Origin of the sequence: Desulfovibrio sp., assembly GCF_014803725.1 — a bacterium.
GTDB lineage: Bacteria > Desulfobacterota > Desulfovibrionia > Desulfovibrionales > Desulfovibrionaceae > Desulfovibrio.
In genome coordinates, this window is record NZ_JAAVBE010000003.1 from 172,761 (window position 1) to 189,771 (window position 17,011).

Sequence of the window (17,011 nt, forward strand, 5' to 3'; positions counted from 1 at the left end):
GCGGCTACCGGGCCTGCGTCAGGATAAGGGCCAGCGCCGCCAGGGCCGCAGCCACGCCGAGAAAATGCGGCACGCGCGTGAGCTTGAGCCGGGCCATGCCCGATTCCACAAGGCCCACGCAGGCGCCGATGCCGAAGATGGCGGCGAGCGAAAGCGCCGCATGCTGCCAAAGCGGCAGCGGCGGCACGAGGAGGCCGGCCACGAGGGCCGCGAAAAACCAGAGCTTGAGCGCCGCGCCGTAGACGATCATGGCGAGGTTGGGGCCGGAATGGTCCAGCACCATGACCTCGTGGATCATGGTCAGTTCGAGGTGGGTGGTGGGGTCGTCCACGGGGATGCGGCAGTTCTCGGCCAGGAGCAGCGCGAAAAACACCGCCGGCGCCAGCAGAAGCTCGGGCCGGCCCGACTGCCAGAAGGCCGCCATGTCGCCGTTGAACAGCGCGGAGAGCGAAAATGCCGCGCGCGCGTCCACCACGGAAAGCCCGGCCGCCCCGCGCCCGAGGTCAAGGGAGAGGCTCGTGAGCGTGAGAAAGGCGAGGAAGAGCGCGGGCTCGCCCAGGGCGGAAAAGGCAGCCTCACGGCTCGCGCCCATGCCCTCGAAGGAGGAGCCGGTGTCGAGCGCGGCGAGCATCGTGGCGAAGCGCCCCATGCCGAGCAGATAGGCGGCGAGCAGGAAGTCCCCGCCGAAGGCCAGCGGCGAGGCTACGCCGCCCATGGGCAAAAGGGCCAGCGCGCACAGGGCCGCGGCCAGCGACACGCCGGGGCCGGCGGCGAAAGTCCAGGTGGTGGTGCGGCTTATGACCTCGCCTTTGCCGAGGAGCTTGGCTATATCATAGTAGGTCTGGAGCAGGGGCTTGCCGCGCCGGCCGGCCACCTTGGCCTTGACGCGGTTGATGACGCCCGGCAGAAGCGGCGCGAGCACGAGCGCGAGCCCGAGCTGGACGAGGAAGCAGGCGGGCGCGTTCATGGCCTGAGCCCCCAGACGAGCAGCCCCACCACCGTGGCGAGGATATAGAGGATGTAGAGATGGATCTTGCCGTGCTGGAGGATCTTGCAGGCATTGCAGGCCCGTTCCACGAGCTCGAAGAGCGGCGCGAAGACATGGGTCCTGAGCCTGTCAGGCGCGGAGGTGCTGAAGACCGCGCGTTCCGGGAAGATGCCCTCCGGCGCGCCGCCGCGCTTCAGAAGGCCCATGCCGGGCGCGAAAAGCCGCGCCAGCGGCTCGGCAAAGGAGGCCGCGGTATACTGGATGCGCGCCGAGGAGGCCTGATACCCACAGCCCCAGGTGTTTTCGCGCAGGACGCCGTGCCGCCGAAGGAGCAGGCCGCGCACGGCGAAGAGCAAAAAGGCCAGCGCCACGCCAGCGCCGCCCACCATGGCCACGATGGCGAGGCTTCTGCGCATCTGCATGTCCGCCCCGGTGGCCGAGCCGGTCAGGCCCTGCGGCAGGGGGATGGCGGAAGCGGCCGTCCCGGCGGCAAGGTCAAAGAAATACGGCGCGAGCAGCCCCCCGGCCACGCAGGCCGCCGCCGGGATGATGAGCGGCCACACGCCCCGCCAGCCAACGGCATGGGCATTGGCCGCAAAGCCCGTGCGCGGCTCGCCGAGAAAGGTGATGCCATAGGCCCGCACGTAGACCGCGGCCGCGAGCCCGCTCACGAGGGCGAGCCCGGCCAGCGTGAACAGCAGCACGAGCTGCCGCTCCACCCCGGGGAGCGAGGCGCCGTCCAGAAGCGACATGGCGAGCACGAATTCCGAGGCGAAGCCGCTCAGCGGTGGCAAACAGGCGATGGCCGCGGCGCCCAGGGCGAAGGCCGCGCCCACCAGGGGCAGGCGGCGTTGCAGGCCGCCCAGAAGCTCCATGCGCACCGTGCCCGCGGCGTGCAGCACTTCGCCCGCGCACAGGAAGAGCAGGCCCTTGAAGCCCGCGTGGTTGAGCATGTGCAGAAGCGCGCCGGCAAAACCCAGCGCGGCCGTCCAGCCGTCGCCCGCGCTCACGCCCACAAGGCCCGCGCCCACGCCCATGAACATGAGGCCCATGTTCTCCACGCTGGAATACGCGAGCAGGCGCTTGAGGTTGCCCTGCCCCAGCGCCTTGAGTATGCCGAGCAGCGCCGTGGCGAGCCCGAGCAGCAGCAGGAACCAGCCCCACCATTCGGGAAGCTCCCCCAGCACCCCGGCCGAGGGCGAGCCGCCCAACAGGCTAAGGGCGCGGATGAGTCCGTAGAGGCCCGCGTTGATCATGGCCCCGGAGAGCAGGGCCGACACATGGCTCGGCGCGGCGGGGTGCGCCTCGGGCAGCCACACATGCAAGGGGGCTATGCCCGCCTTGGCTCCGAAACCTACCACGGCCAGCACGAAGAGCACCGAGAGCGTCCCCGCGCCGGCGTCAGAGAGCGGCGCGCAGGCCGCGAACGTAAGGGCCGTCGAGCCCGTCACCTGCCAGAGCAGCACGAAGAACGCGATGAGGAAGACCGCGCCGAGATGCGCCGCCACGAGATAGACCCAGGAGGCGTCGCGCACCTTGCTGTCGCCATCATTGAAATCAATGAGGAAGAAGGGCGCGAGCGACATGATCTCCCACGCGAGCAGGAAGAAGATGGCGTCGGCCGCGCACATCACGCAGGCCATGCCTGTGAGCAGCAGGAGAAAGAAGAACCAGTGCGCGGCGAGATTGTGTTCGCCCGGGCGCACGGAACGCAGGGCGATGCCGCCCGAAAGCGCGCAGACAAAGCCGAGCCCGAACACCGGCAGAAGAAAGAAGGCGGACAGCGCGTCCAGCCGGAGCACGAGGTGCCCTACGGGCAGGCCCCAAAGGAGCTCCACCGTCGCGCCACCCTTGAGCAGGGCCTCGACGGCGCCGGCAAAGCCCACGGCGCAGCCCAAGGCCGCGCAGCCGGCGCCCAGCGCGTTGACGCGGCGGCTTCGGCGCGGGCGCGGCGGCCGGAAGGACGCCGCCACGGCCGCCGCCCCGAGCACGAGGGCGGAGGCCACGAAAACGCAAAGACTGCCGAGATAACAATCCATGGAAGACCCGCACCCCGGGGAAGTTTTCCGGAAAACCTGAAAGCTGCCCTCACGCCCTGCCTGTGGCCGGGCACGCGTCCGCCGCTAGATACGCCCCTCTTTGAGCAGGCCGTCGAAATAGGCGATGGTCTTCTCAAGGCCGGCCGCAAGCGGCGTCACGGGCTCCCAGCCGAGTTCGCGCCGGGCGAGCGTGATGTCGGGGCGGCGCTTGGCCGGGTCGTCGGCGGGCAGGGGCTCGTGGATGATGCGCGAACGGCTCCCTGTCATGTCCACCACCTTTTCCGCCAGTTCGCGGATGGTGAACTCGCCCGGGTTGCCCATGTTCATGGGCCCGGTGAAGTCCTCGCGCGAGGCCATGAAGCGCACCATGCAGTCGATGAGGTCGTCCACATAGCAGAAGGAGCGCGTCTGGCTGCCGTCGCCGTAGATGGTGATGGGCTCGCCCTTGAGCGCCTGGACGATGAAGTTGGAGACCACGCGGCCGTCGTTGGGGTGCATCTTGGGCCCGTAGGTGTTGAAGATGCGGCCCACCTTGATGGGCAGGCCCCCCTGGCGCCAGTAGGCGAAGAAGAGCGCCTCGGCGCAGCGCTTGCCCTCGTCGTAGCAGGAGCGGATGCCGATGGGGTTGACGTGGCCCCAGTAGGATTCGGGCTGGGGATGCACCTCGGGGTCGCCGTAGACCTCGCTCGTCGAGGCCTGGTAGATGCGCGCGCGCAAGCGCTTGGCAAGCCCGAGCATGTTGATGGCCCCGTGCACGCAGGTCTTGATGGTCTGCACCGGGTCGTGCTGGTAATGGACGGGCGAGGCCGGGCAGGCGAGATTGTAGATCTCGTCCACCTCTATATAGAGCGGAAAGGTCACGTCATGGCGGATGAGCTCAAAGCGCCGGTTGTCCCTGAGCTCTTCCACATTGGAGCGGGCGCTGGAGAAAAAGTTGTCCACGCAGATAACCTCATGCCCCTCGTCTAGGAGACGGGCGCAGAGGTGCGAGCCGAGAAAGCCGGAACCGCCAGTGACAAGGACACGTTTATGCAAGTGCATGCTCTCCTCCCCGCGCCTCTTGCGGCGTTTTGCCGGCCGGGCGCGCACCGCACTCTTACGCGCAAAGAGCGGGCATGGCAATGGCTTTCTTGCGCGCGTCCCGCCGCTCTGCTAGGATGGCGGCTTCACGCAAACCCGGGGCGGCGACGCCGCCAGACCACGGCCAACCAACCATGGGATACAAGAAACCGCAGCGCATCGACCCGCTCACCGTCGCCCTGCCCCCGGGCGGCGTGGACAGCCACGCCCACCTCGACGGGGAGGAATTCGACCCCGACCGCGAGGCCGTGCTCGCCCGCGCCCGCGAGGCCGGCGTGTCGGGCATCGGGAATGTCTTTCTTTCGCCCGAGGCCTTCGCCGAACGCCGCGGGCTTTTCGCCGATCACCCGGAGGTCTTCTTCCTGCTCGGCATTCATCCCTGTGACGGCGAAAAGTGCACGCCCGCCTGCCTCGACAGCATAGCCTCCGCCTTCGCCGCGGAGCCGCGCCTGCGGGCCGTGGGCGAGATCGGCCTCGACTTCCACTGGGACGACTGCCCGCGCGAGCTGCAAATGGCCGCCTTCGCCGCGCAGCTCGATATGGCGCGCGCCCTTGAAAAGCCCGTGGTGCTCCACTGCCGCGAGGCGGAGGCGGAATGCCTCAGCATCCTCGAGGCGCGGGGCTTCGCGGGCTACCCGCTGCTGTGGCACTGCTTCGGCGGCGCTCCGGCACTGGCGCGGCGCATCCTCGCCAACGGCTGGCACGTCTCCGTGCCCGGGCCGGTCACCTATCCCGCCAACGGGGCGCTCCGGGAGGCCGTTGCCATCATCCCGGAAGACCGCCTTTTGCTCGAGACGGACGCGCCCTATCTCTCGCCCGTACCCTGGCGGGGCACGCGCAACGAGCCGGCGTATACGGTCTTCACCGCGAGGGCCGTGGCCGAGGCGCGGGGCGTCGACCCCGCCGAGCTCTGGCGGATGTGCGGCAGGAACGCGCGCCGCTTTTTCGACATTGAAGAGCCGACGAACACTCCGCTCGCCTGAACATCCCAAGGAGGCCGCATGGCAACGCGCCCCGTCTTTTTCGTGACCACGCCCGCCGAGTCATGGGTCCGCGTGGAGGAGGTCAGCTTCCAGTGGTTCCCGGGCATGTCGCTCGCGCAGAAGCGGCGCTCCATCGACGCCATGCAGGCCGCGGCGCATGCGCTCGCGCCAAAGGCGAGCCTGCTTGAGATCTCCACCAAGTCCGCCGAGGCGGACGGCCGCGCCCTGAGCGGCTTCGAGCTCTGCCTGGAGGCCCACGGAAGGCGCATGCCGGTGGAATCGCTCTTTCAGGGCAGCAAGCTCTGCCGTGCGGGCAATGGTGTGGCCGGCCCGTACCAGGAGCTTTATGCCGAGGATGCCGTGGCCGCCAAGCGCGACTCGCGCCTCGCCAAGTGCCATCTTGCCGGCTTCCGTTTTTTTGACGAAGACTGGCCGCTGGACGCCTGGCCCCCCAGGGACGGCCAGAAGGACGCGCTGCCCCCCAGCGCCTTTTATGACTACCTCTATTTCCGGGCGCTCGGCCAGCAGCCGGAGCTCGCGTCCAAAGCTTGCGGATACGCGGGCTTCACCGACCTTGAGTTCACGCCCGGCAAGTCGGACAATTGCCAGGCCTTTTCCGCCGCGCTCTTCACGGCGCTCACGGCCGCGGCCAAGGCGGACGCGCGCATCCCGGCGCCCGGGGCTCTCGCCGCCTCGGCAGCCTCCTTCCCCGAGGGCGCCAAGCGCCTCGGGCTCTACGCAGCTGCCACGGCGCTCTGGCCCAAATAAGGCATGCCGCTACGCCACCTTGTGCTGCCCCTCAGGGACGCGGCCCGCAATCTCGCCGCGGAAGAGGCCCTGTTCCGTACGCTGGCGCCCGGGCATCCCGGGCTCTTCCTCCTCTGGCGGAACGAGCCGGCCGTCATCGTGGGGCGGCACCAGTGTGTGCCGGACGAAGTGGGCACAGCGCGCGCGGCGGCCGAGGGCGTCCCGGTGGTGCGCCGCATCACCGGCGGCGGCGCTGTGTGCCACGATGCGGGCACGCTCTGCTTCTCGCGGATAGCGAACGACGCGGGCATGGGGCCGGCCTTCGCGCCCCTGCTCGTCCCTGTGACGCAGGCCCTGGCCGATGTGGGTGTTGCCGCGCGTCTCACGGGGCGCAACGACCTCGAAGCAGAAGGGCGCAAGATCTCGGGCAGCGCGCAATTCCGTTCCGGCGGGCGCCTCCTGGTGCACGGCACACTGCTCATCAATGCCGACCTCTCGCGGCTCGGGCGTCTGCTCACACCGCCGACGGAAAAACGGCACTCCCACGGCGTTGCCTCGGTGCGCGGCCGGGTGGCCAATGTGGCGGAATTCTGGGCGGCCGGCACCACCATGGCAGACCTTGAAGCCGCCCTCCTCGCCCGGTGCGCGCCCGAAGCGGCAGAAAAGCCGGCGGGGCTCGACGTCATGGCCGAGCTTTTGGCGCAACGCAAGTACCGCAACCCGGAATGGAACCTCGGCGCCCTTCCCCCCGCTGCGCGCAGCGTGGCCCGGCGCTTCCCCTGGGGCACGGTGGAACTGCGGCTGGAGTTTCGGGACGGCCGCATCCGCAGCGCGCGCGTCACCGGCGACTTTTTCAGCGATGACGGCGTGGAGACGCTGGAACAGCGCCTCGAAGGCTGCCCGGCCGGGGCCGTGCGGACCGCGCTGGAAAACCTCTCCTGGGAACGGCTCTTCCTCGGCTGCGAACCGGGGACGATGCGCGAATTTTTCATTTCCGCCGTCGGGGGCGACACATGAGCGCCACGGCGCGTCCGCGCCTCCCCGACTTCGCCGGCCGCCCGGTGAGCCTGCCCGATACGCCCGGCACCTGGGAAGAGCTCAGGCCCGGGAGTGATTGCCGGGATGTGCTCCTCCTCGGGCTCGGCCCCGGCAACCCGCAGGAGCTGCCCTTCGTGCGCGCGGCCGTCGAACGCGGGGGCACGGTCTTTTGGGTGGAGGACGACCAGACCCTGAGCCGGCTCCGACCCGACGGCTTCGCCCACCCCGGCTGGCGGCGGCTCACGCCCGGGGAGGCCGTGCGGCTTTCCGGCGCCGCCGTCTACCTCTACCGCCCTTCCCTCAGGCTCGCGCCGGACTTCTGGGGGCCGCTCGCCGGACGCATCGAAGCCGAGGCCGCGTCTCTGCCGGGGGCACCCGCCCCGACGGTCTGGCTCCCGGGCGATGAAACACAACTCCTGCACCGGGAACTGCGCACCTCGCTGGAGGAAGCCGGCTTTTCTCCCGTCTGCGATGTTGCCCCGGCGGCCGCCGCCGACCTGCCAAATGCCTGGGGCGGCAGGCTCCCGGCCTTTGCGCTCTCCGTCAACCTGCGCGGCATGGATGCGGACGGCCGCATCTTCCACGCCTGCCGGGCGCTCGGCGTGCCCGTGGCGCTGTGGTTCGTGGATGATCCCTGGCATGTGCTCCCCCAGGCGCGCCTCCCGTGGTGGCGCGAGGCCCATCTCTTCGTGACGGACGCGAGCTTCATCCCCGGCCTCACTAAGTATGGGGCGCAAAGCGTCCACCCCCTCCCGCTGGCCGTGGCCCCGCACATGTGGCGGCCGCTCCCGGATGCGGCCGAGGCAGGACGCCTCGCGCTGCTTGCGCCGCGCTTCGTGGGGCGCGCGGCCTTTCCCGCGCGGGAGCGCTTCTTCGCGGCCGCACGCGTGCCCGGGGAGCTTTTGGCCCATGGCCTCGCCCTGACGGACGAGAATGCCGAACCCGCCCGACAGGCTAATTTCCACTGGTGGGCCGAACGCCTCCATGTGCGCCTCTGGCCCGGGCATGAGGTGCGCGCCGCGGGCCTCGGCGCGGAGCGCTGCGCCCAGGCCAACCGCGCCCGCTGGATAGCCGCCGGCCTGCCGCTGGGCCTGCGCGTCACCGGGGACGCGCTCTGGCGCGAGCTCGTGCCCGGCTGCGAGCCCGAAGCCCCTGTGGATTATTACGGCAGCCTCCCCACCCTCTACCGCGAAGCCTCCGCCGTGCTCAACGTCACGAGCCTCCTCCTGCCTGAGAGCCTGAGCCAGCGCCATTTCGATGTCTGGGCGGCCGGGGGCCTTCTCCTCAGCGATGCCACAAAGGGCCTCGACATCTTCCCCGATGAGCTCACGGCGCCCATTACCCTCACTTCCCGCGCGAAGCTCGGCCCGCGCCTCGCGTCCCTCGCCGCAAACCCGCAACACGCGCGGGATTTGCGCCAGGCCTGGCGCGAGCATCTGCGCGCCAGCCACACTTACGGCCACAGGCTCGCCTTCATCCGCGAAAAAATCGGCGCCTGAGCCCGTGCTGCCCCCGCGCCCGCATCGCCGCGCGGCGCAATCCTTTCCGGCAGTCTCCCCTCTCTTTTTCCCCATTTCCAGGGCGCACTTAAGCGCGAAAAGTTTTCAAAGGTGGTTGACTTTTTGTTAGAATATTCACAAGATGGTCACGGAACCATTCCACTGGCGGCGCAGCGGGTGCGCCCCGAAGCCGCACCGCGGGGCTGCCGGGCAGCCGCCGGGAGCGGTTCGCCCGGAACCAAAACATGGAGGATTTCGCAATGTCCAAGCTGGTACCCCCGCATGGCGGCAAGGGACTCGTGTGCTGCCTTCTCGAAGGCAAGGCCCTGGAAGATGAAAAGAAAAAGGCCGAGGGCCTGAAAAAGATCGAGATCTCCTCCCGCGCCAAGGGCGACCTGATCATGATGGGCATTGGCGGTTTCTCGCCCCTCAACGGCTTCATGAACAAGGCCGACTGGAAGAGCGTCTGCGAAAAGATGCTGCTCACGGACGGCACCTTCTGGCCGCTGCCGGTCACGCTCGACATTTCCGCCGAGGAAGCCAAGGGCCTCAAGGTCGGCGAAGAGGTGGCCCTGGTCCGCAATGGCGAGATCATGGCGACCATGAAGATCGAAGAGATCTACGAGATGACCGAGGCCGACAAGAAGTGGGAATGCGAGATGGTCTTCAAGGGCGAGGGCCCGGACTCCGAGAAGTTCTGGGAAGTGGCGCCCAATGACCATCCGGGCGTCAAGATGGTGCTCGCCCAGAAGGAGTACAACATCGCCGGCCCGGTGAAAGTGCTCTCGCAGGGCGACTTCCCCGAGCGCTTCCCCGGCGTCTACATGACCCCGGCGCAGCTGCGCGAAAAGCTCGACGAGCGCGGCTGGGAGAAGGTTGCGGCGCTCCAGCTCCGCAACCCCATGCACCGCTCGCATGAATATCTCGCCAAGATCGGCATCGAGGTCTGCGACGGCGTGGTCATCCACTCCCTCGTGGGCTCGCTCAAGCCCGGCGACATCCCGGCCGAAGTGCGCGTGAAGTGCATCGACACCCTCGTTGACAACTATTTCGTCAAGGAATTCGTCATCCAGTCCGGCTATCCGCTCGACATGCGCTATGCCGGCCCGCGCGAAGCCCTGCTGCACGCCACCTTCCGCCAGAACTACGGCATCAACAACCTGCTCGTGGGCCGCGACCACGCGGGCGTGGGTGACTTCTACGGCATGTTCGAGGCCCAGGAGATCTTCAAGAAGATCCCGCAGCCCGAAGAGGAAGGCAAGCGCCTGCTCTGCCAGCCCCTTGACATCGACTGGACCTTCTACTGCAAGAAGTGCGACGGCATGGCCTCCATGCGCACCTGCCCGCACGGCAAGGAAGACCGCGTCATCCTGTCGGGCACCAAGCTGCGCAAGATGCTCTCCGAAGGCGCGGAAGTGCCGGACCACTTCGGCCGTCCCGAAGTGCTGGAGATCCTCCGCAAGTACTACGAGGGCCTGACCGACAAGGTCGAGATCAAGATGCAGCGCGCCGCCTCCGGCAGCACCATGTAAGCGTGGCTGCGCGGCTTGCCGCTGACGTTCGGGGCGCCCTTCGGGGCGCCCTTTTTTGTTGCAGGGCTGTGCCCACGGGAGTGTGGATTGGAGAGCCCCGGGCGCTCCCTCGGGAAGCGTAGCCTCCATGCGGGCTGTCCCTCGCTCCACCCTGCCGCTGTTGCCGGATATTCCTTGACTCGCAGCCCCTTGAAAAAAACTTTTTTTCACATCNGAAAAAAAGTTTTTGGCGCTTGTCAGGGTAGACCGAATNGGCTAGNTTTCTNCATATTNGAATTTTTCAGTCANCTCCCCGGATGCCGGCAGCGGGCACCATCGCCAGCGCGCCGCCGGATGCGGGCNGGCCTGAAGATTCCTACCAATGGGGCGTCTATGACAGCAGCATTGTTCACCACAAGCGGTTCCTGGCTGCCGCTGGCCGTCGGCTCACTCCTCCTGCTCTACGCCACCGCCAAGGCCGTGCAGCAGCGCAACGACCCGCGCCGGCTCATCCTCTGGGGCGGCCTGCACGATGTGGGCGTCATCTGCATGGCGCTGTGCGCGCAGGTGGCGGCGGGGCTCACCGGCCTCTGGCTCTTCGCCATCTTCCAGATCGCCGCGCGCCTCCTCGCCTGGTGTGCCCTGGCACGGCTTTCGGCCCCGGCGGAGGGCGCGTGCGCCTGTCCCTTCCGCAATGTCCTNGCGGCGGGCCCCTCGCTGGACGAGCTGAACGGGCGGGGCCAGGCCAGGCCCTGGGCCGGCGCGCTCTTCGGNCTGGGCCTTNTGGCCGCTGTCGGCGGGAGCCCCTTCCTCCTGCCCGAGGCGCGGGCGCTCCTCACCGTGGGCCTTCTGGAAACGCTGCCCGCNGGCGGCTTTTTCTGCCTCATGCTCATGGCCGCGGCGACCACCATCTTCATCTGGCTTTACGTGGTGGCCGTGCGGCACATCTGCCTTGAGCGCCCCGCCGAGGGCAAGGAAGNCGCNGGCGAGAAGGCCGGCCTCTTCGGCACCGGGCTTACGCCGGCGCTCTTCGTCCTCGGCCTCGCGGTGGCCCTGCTCGGCGTGTTCCGCGGCCCCATCACCGACGCCATCGGCGGCGCCTTCGGCCTCGTGCTGCCGCACAGCCCGGTGAGCCCGGCCTTCTGGTGCCTCTATATCGGCGCCTTCGTGACGGGCGCGGCCTTCCTCATGCGCGTGCAGGTGGCGCCCTATATCGGCACGCTCTTCTTCGCCTGCGCGCTGGCCGCGGTCTGCGTGGCCGAGGCCGCGCCGCTCGCGCAGTTCTTCCTCGTCATCATCGCCCTCATCGGCCTCGTGGTGGCCGTCTACTCCCTGAGCTACATCCACGACGGGCGCAAGGGCTGGTACTGGTTCTTCCTGCTCCTCACCTTCGCGTCGCTCGCGGGCATCGTCTCCACGCCCGACGTGATGGCCATGTACGGCTACTGGGAGCTGATGACCTTCGCCTCCTACTTCCTCGTGGTCCACGAGGAGAAGCCGGCGGCCTACGACGCGGGCCTCAAGTATTATGTCATGTGCGCGGGCGGCGCGCTCTTCATGCTGCCCGGGCTCTTCCTGCTCAAGGTGTTCTCGCTGGAGCCGGGGCTCGTCTTCCAGTTGCCCGCGTGGCTCCAGATGGGGCTCATCCTCTGCCTCGCCGGCTTCGGCGTGAAGGCCGGCCTCGTGCCCCTGCACTCGTGGCTGCCCGACGCGCACCCGGCCGCGCCCTCCTCGGTGTCCGCGCCCCTTTCCGGCGTCATCACCAAGATGGGCATTTTCGGCATCCTCTCCGTCATCATCATCGGGGTGGGCCGGCCCGAGGCGGAACTCCCCGGCATGTTCGGCCTTTCCTGGTTCGGGACATGGCTCTGCGGCATGGGCGCGGCAACGCTCATCTACGGCGAGATCATGGCCCTCATGCAGAGCGACATCAAGCGCATGCTCGCCTACTCCACCATGGGCCAGATCGGCGAGATCGCGCTGGTGCTCGGCCTGGGCACCTGGCTCGCCACGGCCGGNGCCCTCTGGCATGTGTTCAACCACGCGGTGATGAAAGACCTGCTCTTCCTCGCCGCGGGCGCGCTCATCATGCGCGCCGGCAGCCGCAACCTCGCCGACCTGCGCGGCCTCGGGCACCAGATGCCCTGGACGGTGGCCTGCATGTGCGTGGGCCTCATCAGCATCATGGGCCTGCCGCCCTTCGGCGCCTTCTACAGCAAGTTTCTCATGATCCAGGCCGCGGTGAGCGCGGGCCACGTCTGGGTGGCCGTGCTGCTTCTGGCCGGCGCGCTGGTGGGCGCGGTGTATTACGGGCGCATCCTCAAGACCCTGGTCTTCGAGCAGCGGCCCGCGGACCTNCCCGTGGCCGAAGAGGCGCCCTTCACCATGCGCATCGCCATGCTGGTGCTCGCCGCGCTGAGCCTCGTTTTCGGCCTCGCGCCGCAACTGCTCATGCCGCTGGTGCTCCCGGTGGCGTCGCTGGCCTACGAAGTGCCGGCNCAGGCCCCGGCCATCCTCGCGGCCATGAGCGTCAACTGGCCCATCTATGTCATCTTCCCGGTGTTCGGCGCCGTCTTGCCNGCNCTCTTCTGCGGGAAGCCGCGCATGGCCGGCTGGATGAGCGTGGGCGTGCTGCTCGTGACGGCGCTGCTCGTGCTCATCTTCGGGCGCGACCTCGACACGCTCTCCTTCTGCTTCGCCCTCATCGTGCCCCTGGTGGGCGCCATCAACATGGCCTACGCCGTGGGCTACATGTCGCACAGCCACTCGCAGTGGCGCTTCTACTGCGCCTTCACCTGCATGTGCGGCGGCCTCGTGGGCATGTCCGCGAGCCAGTACCTTTTGAGCTTCTTCCTCTTCTGGGAAATCATGAGCTCCTGGACGCTCTACATGTCCATCGCCCATGAAGGCGACCGCGACTCGCTGCGCGAGGCGTTCAAGTACTTCCTCTTCAACCTCTTCGGCGCGGGCTTCCTCTTTGTGGGCCTCGCCGTGCTCGGGCCCTTCACGCCCTTCAACACGAGCCTGCTCTCGGGCATCCTCGGNGGCGTCTCCCCCTGGGCCGCGTGGCTCGGCATGGCGCTGCTCGCCATCGGCTTTGTGCTCAAGGCGGCGCAGCTGCCCTTCCGCATTGACTGGCAGATGCACCCGGCGCTGGCGCCCACGCCCGTTTCCGGCTACATCTCCTCCGTGCTCCTGAAGAGCGCCATCATCGGCCTCGTCAAGCTCTTCATGCTGCTCGGCGGCGGCTTCGCGCTGGCGGGCCTCGTGAGCGGCTTCGGCGAGAGCATCATCACCACGGTGGTGATGTGGATCGGCGGCATCACCATCATCATGGCCGCCATCCAGGCGCTTCGGGCCAACGGCATCAAGCTCGTGTTCATCTACTCCACGGTGAGCCAGCTCGGCTACATGGTGCTCGCCGTGGCCGCGGGCGGCGCGCTCGGCTATGCGGGCGGCCTTCTGCACCTCATCAACCATGTGTTCTTCAAGGACCTGCTCTTCCTCATCTGCGGCGCGGTGATGTTCGCCACGCATGCGGACACCCTGGACGACCTCGGCGGCATCGGCCGCAAGATGCCGTTCACGCTCCTCATGTTCGCCATCGCGGGCCTTTCGCTGGTGGGCGTGCCGCCGACGAGCGGCTTCTCCTCCAAGTGGCTCATCTACCACGCGCTCATGCAGGCNGACCAGCCCTTCCTGGCCCTGCTCTCGCTGGTGGGCAGCGTCATCACGCTNGCCTATATCGCCAAGTTCATGCACGCGGCCTTCCTGGGCCAGCCCGGGCCGCATCTGGACAAGGTGNAGGAGGCGCCGCTCGTCATGCGCGTGCCCATGGGCATCCTGGCCNTGGGCTGCGTGGTCACGGGCATCTTCCCCGGNCTGCCGCTCATGCACATCAACAATATCCTCGCCCAGTACGGCGCCNCGCCGCTGGATGTGGGCATCTCGGGCATCCTGTCCGGCCCCGGCACCTGGAACGCCACGGGCATGTTCATCATGATGGCGCTGGCCTTCGCCGGCGGCGCCTGGTTCGTGCGCCGCTTCACGCGCCTGCGTGAGATCGATGTCCACACCTGCGGCCTGCCCACCGAAACGGCCACCAGCCGCATGACGCCCGCGAGCATCTACGGCGACCTCGTGCGCATGCTCGGCGGCGACAGCGCCCCCAAGGAGAACCGCTCATGAGCGACACCCTGCTTGCCATCCTGCACATGTGCATCTTCCCCGGCGGGGCCTTTGCCCTGATTGTGGGCTTCCTCTTCAAGGGCCTGGACCGGCGCGTGGAAGCGCGCCTCCAGCGCCGCGTGGGGCCGCCGCTCATCCAGCCCTGGCTGGACGCGGCCAAGCTCCTCACCAAGGAGACGCTCATCCCCAAGACGGCCGTGCGCTCCGCCTTCCTGCTGGCGCCGGTGTTCGGCTTCACNGGCATGGCGGTGTGCGCGGCCTTCATCCCCATCCCCGGNGTCTTTGACGGGCTCTTCAACATGGGCGATCTGCTCGTCATCTTCTACCTNCTGCCCATTCCGGCCATGGCGCTCATGCTGGGCGGCTCGGCCTCCAGCTCGCCCTTCGGCGCCATGGGCTTCTCGCGCGAGATGCTGCTCATGCTCGCCTACGAGACGCCCCTGCTCATGATCCTCCTGGCCGTGGCCATGCTCGTGGGCAAGGCCATGAACGGCGGCGCCTGGGGCGCGGAGTTCTCCCTNCTGCACATCGTCGCCTGGCAGCAGGAATACGGCTCCCTCGGGCTGAACCCGGCCATGATTCCGGCGCTCGTCGCCTATCTCATCTTCCTGCCCGGCACCATGGGCGCCGCGCCCTTTGACATCGCCGAGGCCGAGACCGAGATCCTCGAAGGCCCCCTGCTCGAGTACGGCGGCCCGCTTCTGGCGCTCTTCCAGGTGACGAGCGCGCTCAAGACCTTCGTGGTGCTCGGGCTCGGGGTGGCGCTCTTCTTCCCCGGGACCATCTGCGACTGGTGGCCGGTGAACCTCGTCTGGTTCGTGCTCAAGTGCCTGGTGCTCATGCTCATCTCGCTCACCATCGTCAAGTCGGCGACGGGGCGCTACCGCATCGAGCAGGCGTTCCGCTTCTATGTGACGGTGCCCACCGGGCTCGCGCTGTGCAGTCTCATTCTTGTCTGGGTGATGTAAGGAGGCAGCCGTGGCTCTGGATACTACGCTGAAGAAACTTTCCGTCCGCTCGCCGTGGCTCTTCCGCATCAATGCGGGCTCCTGCAACGGCTGCGACGTGGAGCTCGCCACCACGGCCTGCATCCCGCGCTATGACGTGGAGCGCCTCGGCTGCCGGTATTGCGGCAGCCCGCGCCATGCGGACATCGTGCTCATCACCGGCCCCCTGACCACCCGCGTCAAGGACCGGGTGCTCAAGGTCTGGGACGAGATCCCGGAACCCAAGGTGACNGTGGCCGTGGGCATCTGCCCCATCTCGTGCGGCGTGTTCCGCGGGGGCTATTCCATCGAGGGGCCCATCGACCGTTACATCCCCGTGGATGTCAACGTGCCCGGCTGCCCGCCGCGGCCCCAGGCCATCCTCGAGGGCGTGGCCAAGGCGCTGGAAATCTGGAAGAAGAAACTGGGCATCGAGGGATGAGGGCANCCGGCGGCNGCCTCNNTCACGCGCTCCCTTACGCGCCTTCGCGCGGCCCTTGCCGACGACGGCGAGCGCTGCCACCGCTGTGGTGTCTGCCACAATGTCTGCGGCCTCATGGGGCGCGAGCCCGGCTGGCTGCACCGCGCCGAGGCGCGGGCCGGCGCTGCCGCGACTGCGAACCCCCACCCCATTGACGCCAAGGCTCAGGAGGACTGATATATGGCGGGCTTTCTGAAAGTTCTGTTCCGCAATCTTCTGGACGGACCGAGCACGGACCCCTTCCCGCTGGGCCCGACCTTCACGCCCAAGCGCCTGCGCGGCAAGGCGGTGGTCGACCCCGACCTTTGCGTGGGCTGCGGCGTCTGCCGCCATGTCTGCACGGCGGGCGCCATCGACATCTCGCCCAAGCCGGACAAGAGCGGCTACACCATCACCATCTGGCAGGATTCCTGCTGCCTGTGCGCCAACTGCCGCCACTACTGCCCGACAGGCGCCATGAGCATCACCAATGACTGGCACCTCGTGCATCCCGAATCGGAAAAGTACGAGATGCTGGAGCAGCACACCATCGACTACGAGCCCTGCGCGCACTGCGGCACGCTCATCCGGCCCATCCCGCTCAAGCTGGCGGAAAAGATCTACGCGCATGACGCCAACATCTCCCCCGAGGAGATCCGGCACCTCTGCCCCAAATGCCGCCAGCTCGAGGACGCCAAGCGCATCGAGCGTGTCTACCCGGCGGTGGAGACCGAGGAAATCAGGGAGGCCGCGGCACTCCCGGACCCTCCCGCGCCGCCGGAGCCGGTGGTGGGCAAGCTTGAAGATGCGCCCTCCACGCAGATGAACCTGCCCGCCGAGGAGGCGGCTCCGGCGGAAGAAAAGGCGTAGCCCCTTCGGTTTTTTTCAGTCCCCCGGGCGGACAAGGCAGAAAAAAGACTTAGTTATTGCTCCCAAGGCAATAAACTTCAGGACAGGATACCCCATGCACGACATCATTCGCGGCAACAGCACCATCATCGAGGGCATCGAGCCCCTGTGCGCCCACGGGGGCAGCGTGCGCCACACGAGCGACAGCTTTGGCAACGCCTACCACTGGTTCCAGATCGACACGCCCCACCAGCTCTTGCAGGCGGCGGACATCCTGCACTCGCAGGGTTCGCGGCTGGCCATGATCACGGCCTACAACCGCCACTCGGACACGGGCCCCATGCAGGCGCTCTGCTACCAGTTCGTGCTCGAGGGCGTGGTCTACAGCGTCACGGTGCCGCTGGACGCGGAACACCCCCAGGTGCCCTCCATCACGCCGCTCTTTAACAATGCCGACTGGCACGAGCGCGAAATGATGGAGCTCTATGGCATCAAGATCGTCAACCAGCCCAACCCGCGCCGCCTCTTCCTTGACGAAGAGCTGGACAAGGGCCTTTTGGGCGAGCTCGTGCCGCTCTCCATCATGATGAACGGCGCCAGCTCCCAGGACCTTTGGGAACGCATCCTTCAGGGCAAGGAGTAA

Annotated in this window: 13 protein-coding genes; 10 read left to right on the top strand and 3 right to left on the bottom strand. The window is 67.9% G+C overall.

The window, feature by feature from the left end:
- Positions 1–4 precede the first annotated feature (4 nt).
- From HDR50_RS01095 to HDR50_RS01105, 3 genes are all read right to left on the bottom strand, one after another.
- Positions 5–967: an NADH-quinone oxidoreductase subunit H gene (locus HDR50_RS01095; protein WP_291355199.1), complete on the bottom strand. Its 963-nt coding sequence runs from the start codon at positions 965–967 to the stop codon at positions 5–7.
- Positions 964–3,027 carry a proton-conducting transporter membrane subunit gene (locus HDR50_RS01100; protein WP_291355201.1) on the bottom strand — a complete coding sequence of 688 codons (2,064 nt, stop codon included), beginning with the start codon at positions 3,025–3,027 and terminating at the stop codon, positions 964–966. Before HDR50_RS01100 ends, HDR50_RS01095 begins: the two co-directional genes overlap by 4 nt.
- 84 nt (positions 3,028–3,111) lie before the next feature.
- Complete coding sequence (locus HDR50_RS01105) at positions 3,112–4,068, bottom strand: UDP-glucuronic acid decarboxylase family protein (RefSeq protein WP_291355203.1); 957 nt, start codon at positions 4,066–4,068, stop codon at positions 3,112–3,114.
- Positions 4,069–4,241: 173 nt separating this feature from the next.
- Here HDR50_RS01105 and HDR50_RS01110 point away from each other — a divergent pair, with 173 nt between their 5' ends.
- The 10 genes from HDR50_RS01110 (at position 4,242) to HDR50_RS01155 (ending at position 17,011) form a co-directional block, all read left to right on the top strand.
- Positions 4,242–5,090: a TatD family hydrolase gene (locus HDR50_RS01110; protein WP_291355205.1), complete on the top strand. Its 849-nt coding sequence runs from the start codon at positions 4,242–4,244 to the stop codon at positions 5,088–5,090.
- 18 nt (positions 5,091–5,108) lie between these two features.
- Positions 5,109–5,858 carry a hypothetical protein gene (locus tag HDR50_RS01115; RefSeq protein WP_291355207.1) on the top strand — a complete coding sequence of 250 codons (750 nt, stop codon included), beginning with the start codon at positions 5,109–5,111 and terminating at the stop codon, positions 5,856–5,858.
- Between the two features lie 3 nt (positions 5,859–5,861).
- Positions 5,862–6,854, top strand: a complete 993-nt coding sequence (locus HDR50_RS01120) for a lipoate--protein ligase (protein ID WP_291355209.1) — start codon at positions 5,862–5,864, stop codon at positions 6,852–6,854.
- Positions 6,851–8,374: a glycosyltransferase gene (locus HDR50_RS01125; protein WP_291355211.1), complete on the top strand. Its 1,524-nt coding sequence runs from the start codon at positions 6,851–6,853 to the stop codon at positions 8,372–8,374. The genes HDR50_RS01120 and HDR50_RS01125 overlap by 4 nt, the downstream gene beginning before the upstream one ends.
- Positions 8,375–8,634: 260 nt before the next feature.
- Positions 8,635–9,906 (top strand): sulfate adenylyltransferase, encoded by a 1,272-nt coding sequence (gene sat / locus HDR50_RS01130; protein WP_291355213.1) that lies wholly within the window; start codon positions 8,635–8,637, stop codon positions 9,904–9,906.
- A 372-nt stretch (positions 9,907–10,278) separates the two neighbouring features.
- Entirely contained in the window at positions 10,279–14,073 is a 3,795-nt protein-coding gene (locus tag HDR50_RS01135) for a proton-conducting transporter membrane subunit (protein ID WP_291355215.1), read from the top strand.
- A complete protein-coding gene (locus HDR50_RS01140) occupies positions 14,070–15,041 on the top strand; it encodes a complex I subunit 1 family protein (RefSeq protein ID WP_165075700.1) in 972 nt (323 codons plus the stop codon). Before HDR50_RS01135 ends, HDR50_RS01140 begins: the two co-directional genes overlap by 4 nt.
- A gap of 10 nt (positions 15,042–15,051) precedes the next feature.
- Complete coding sequence (nuoB, locus tag HDR50_RS01145; RefSeq protein WP_291355218.1) at positions 15,052–15,501, top strand: NADH-quinone oxidoreductase subunit NuoB; 450 nt, start codon at positions 15,052–15,054, stop codon at positions 15,499–15,501.
- 219 nt (positions 15,502–15,720) lie between these two features.
- Complete coding sequence (locus HDR50_RS01150; protein ID WP_291355220.1) at positions 15,721–16,389, top strand: 4Fe-4S binding protein; 669 nt, start codon at positions 15,721–15,723, stop codon at positions 16,387–16,389.
- 94 nt (positions 16,390–16,483) lie between these two features.
- The gene (locus tag HDR50_RS01155) at positions 16,484–17,011 is read left to right on the top strand and encodes an NADH-quinone oxidoreductase subunit C (RefSeq protein WP_165075681.1); all 528 of its coding nucleotides are present in this window, start codon (positions 16,484–16,486) and stop codon (positions 17,009–17,011) included.

Bases quoted from the DNA above. Each gene is read 5' to 3' on its own strand.
- HDR50_RS01120 (WP_291355209.1), top strand. From the start codon at position 5,862: ATGCCGCTACGCCACCTTGTGCTGCCCCTCAGGGACGCGGCCCGCAAT.
- HDR50_RS01110 (WP_291355205.1), top strand. From the start codon at position 4,242: ATGGGATACAAGAAACCGCAGCGCATCGACCCGCTCACCGTCGCCCTG.
- HDR50_RS01105 (WP_291355203.1), bottom strand. From the start codon at position 4,068: ATGCACTTGCATAAACGTGTCCTTGTCACTGGCGGTTCCGGCTTTCTC.
- HDR50_RS01100 (WP_291355201.1), bottom strand. From the start codon at position 3,027: ATGGATTGTTATCTCGGCAGTCTTTGCGTTTTCGTGGCCTCCGCCCTC.
- sat (WP_291355213.1), top strand. From the start codon at position 8,635: ATGTCCAAGCTGGTACCCCCGCATGGCGGCAAGGGACTCGTGTGCTGC.
- HDR50_RS01095 (WP_291355199.1), bottom strand. From the start codon at position 967: ATGAACGCGCCCGCCTGCTTCCTCGTCCAGCTCGGGCTCGCGCTCGTG.
- HDR50_RS01125 (WP_291355211.1), top strand. From the start codon at position 6,851: ATGAGCGCCACGGCGCGTCCGCGCCTCCCCGACTTCGCCGGCCGCCCG.
- HDR50_RS01115 (WP_291355207.1), top strand. From the start codon at position 5,109: ATGGCAACGCGCCCCGTCTTTTTCGTGACCACGCCCGCCGAGTCATGG.
- HDR50_RS01155 (WP_165075681.1), top strand. From the start codon at position 16,484: ATGCACGACATCATTCGCGGCAACAGCACCATCATCGAGGGCATCGAG.
- HDR50_RS01150 (WP_291355220.1), top strand. From the start codon at position 15,721: ATGGCGGGCTTTCTGAAAGTTCTGTTCCGCAATCTTCTGGACGGACCG.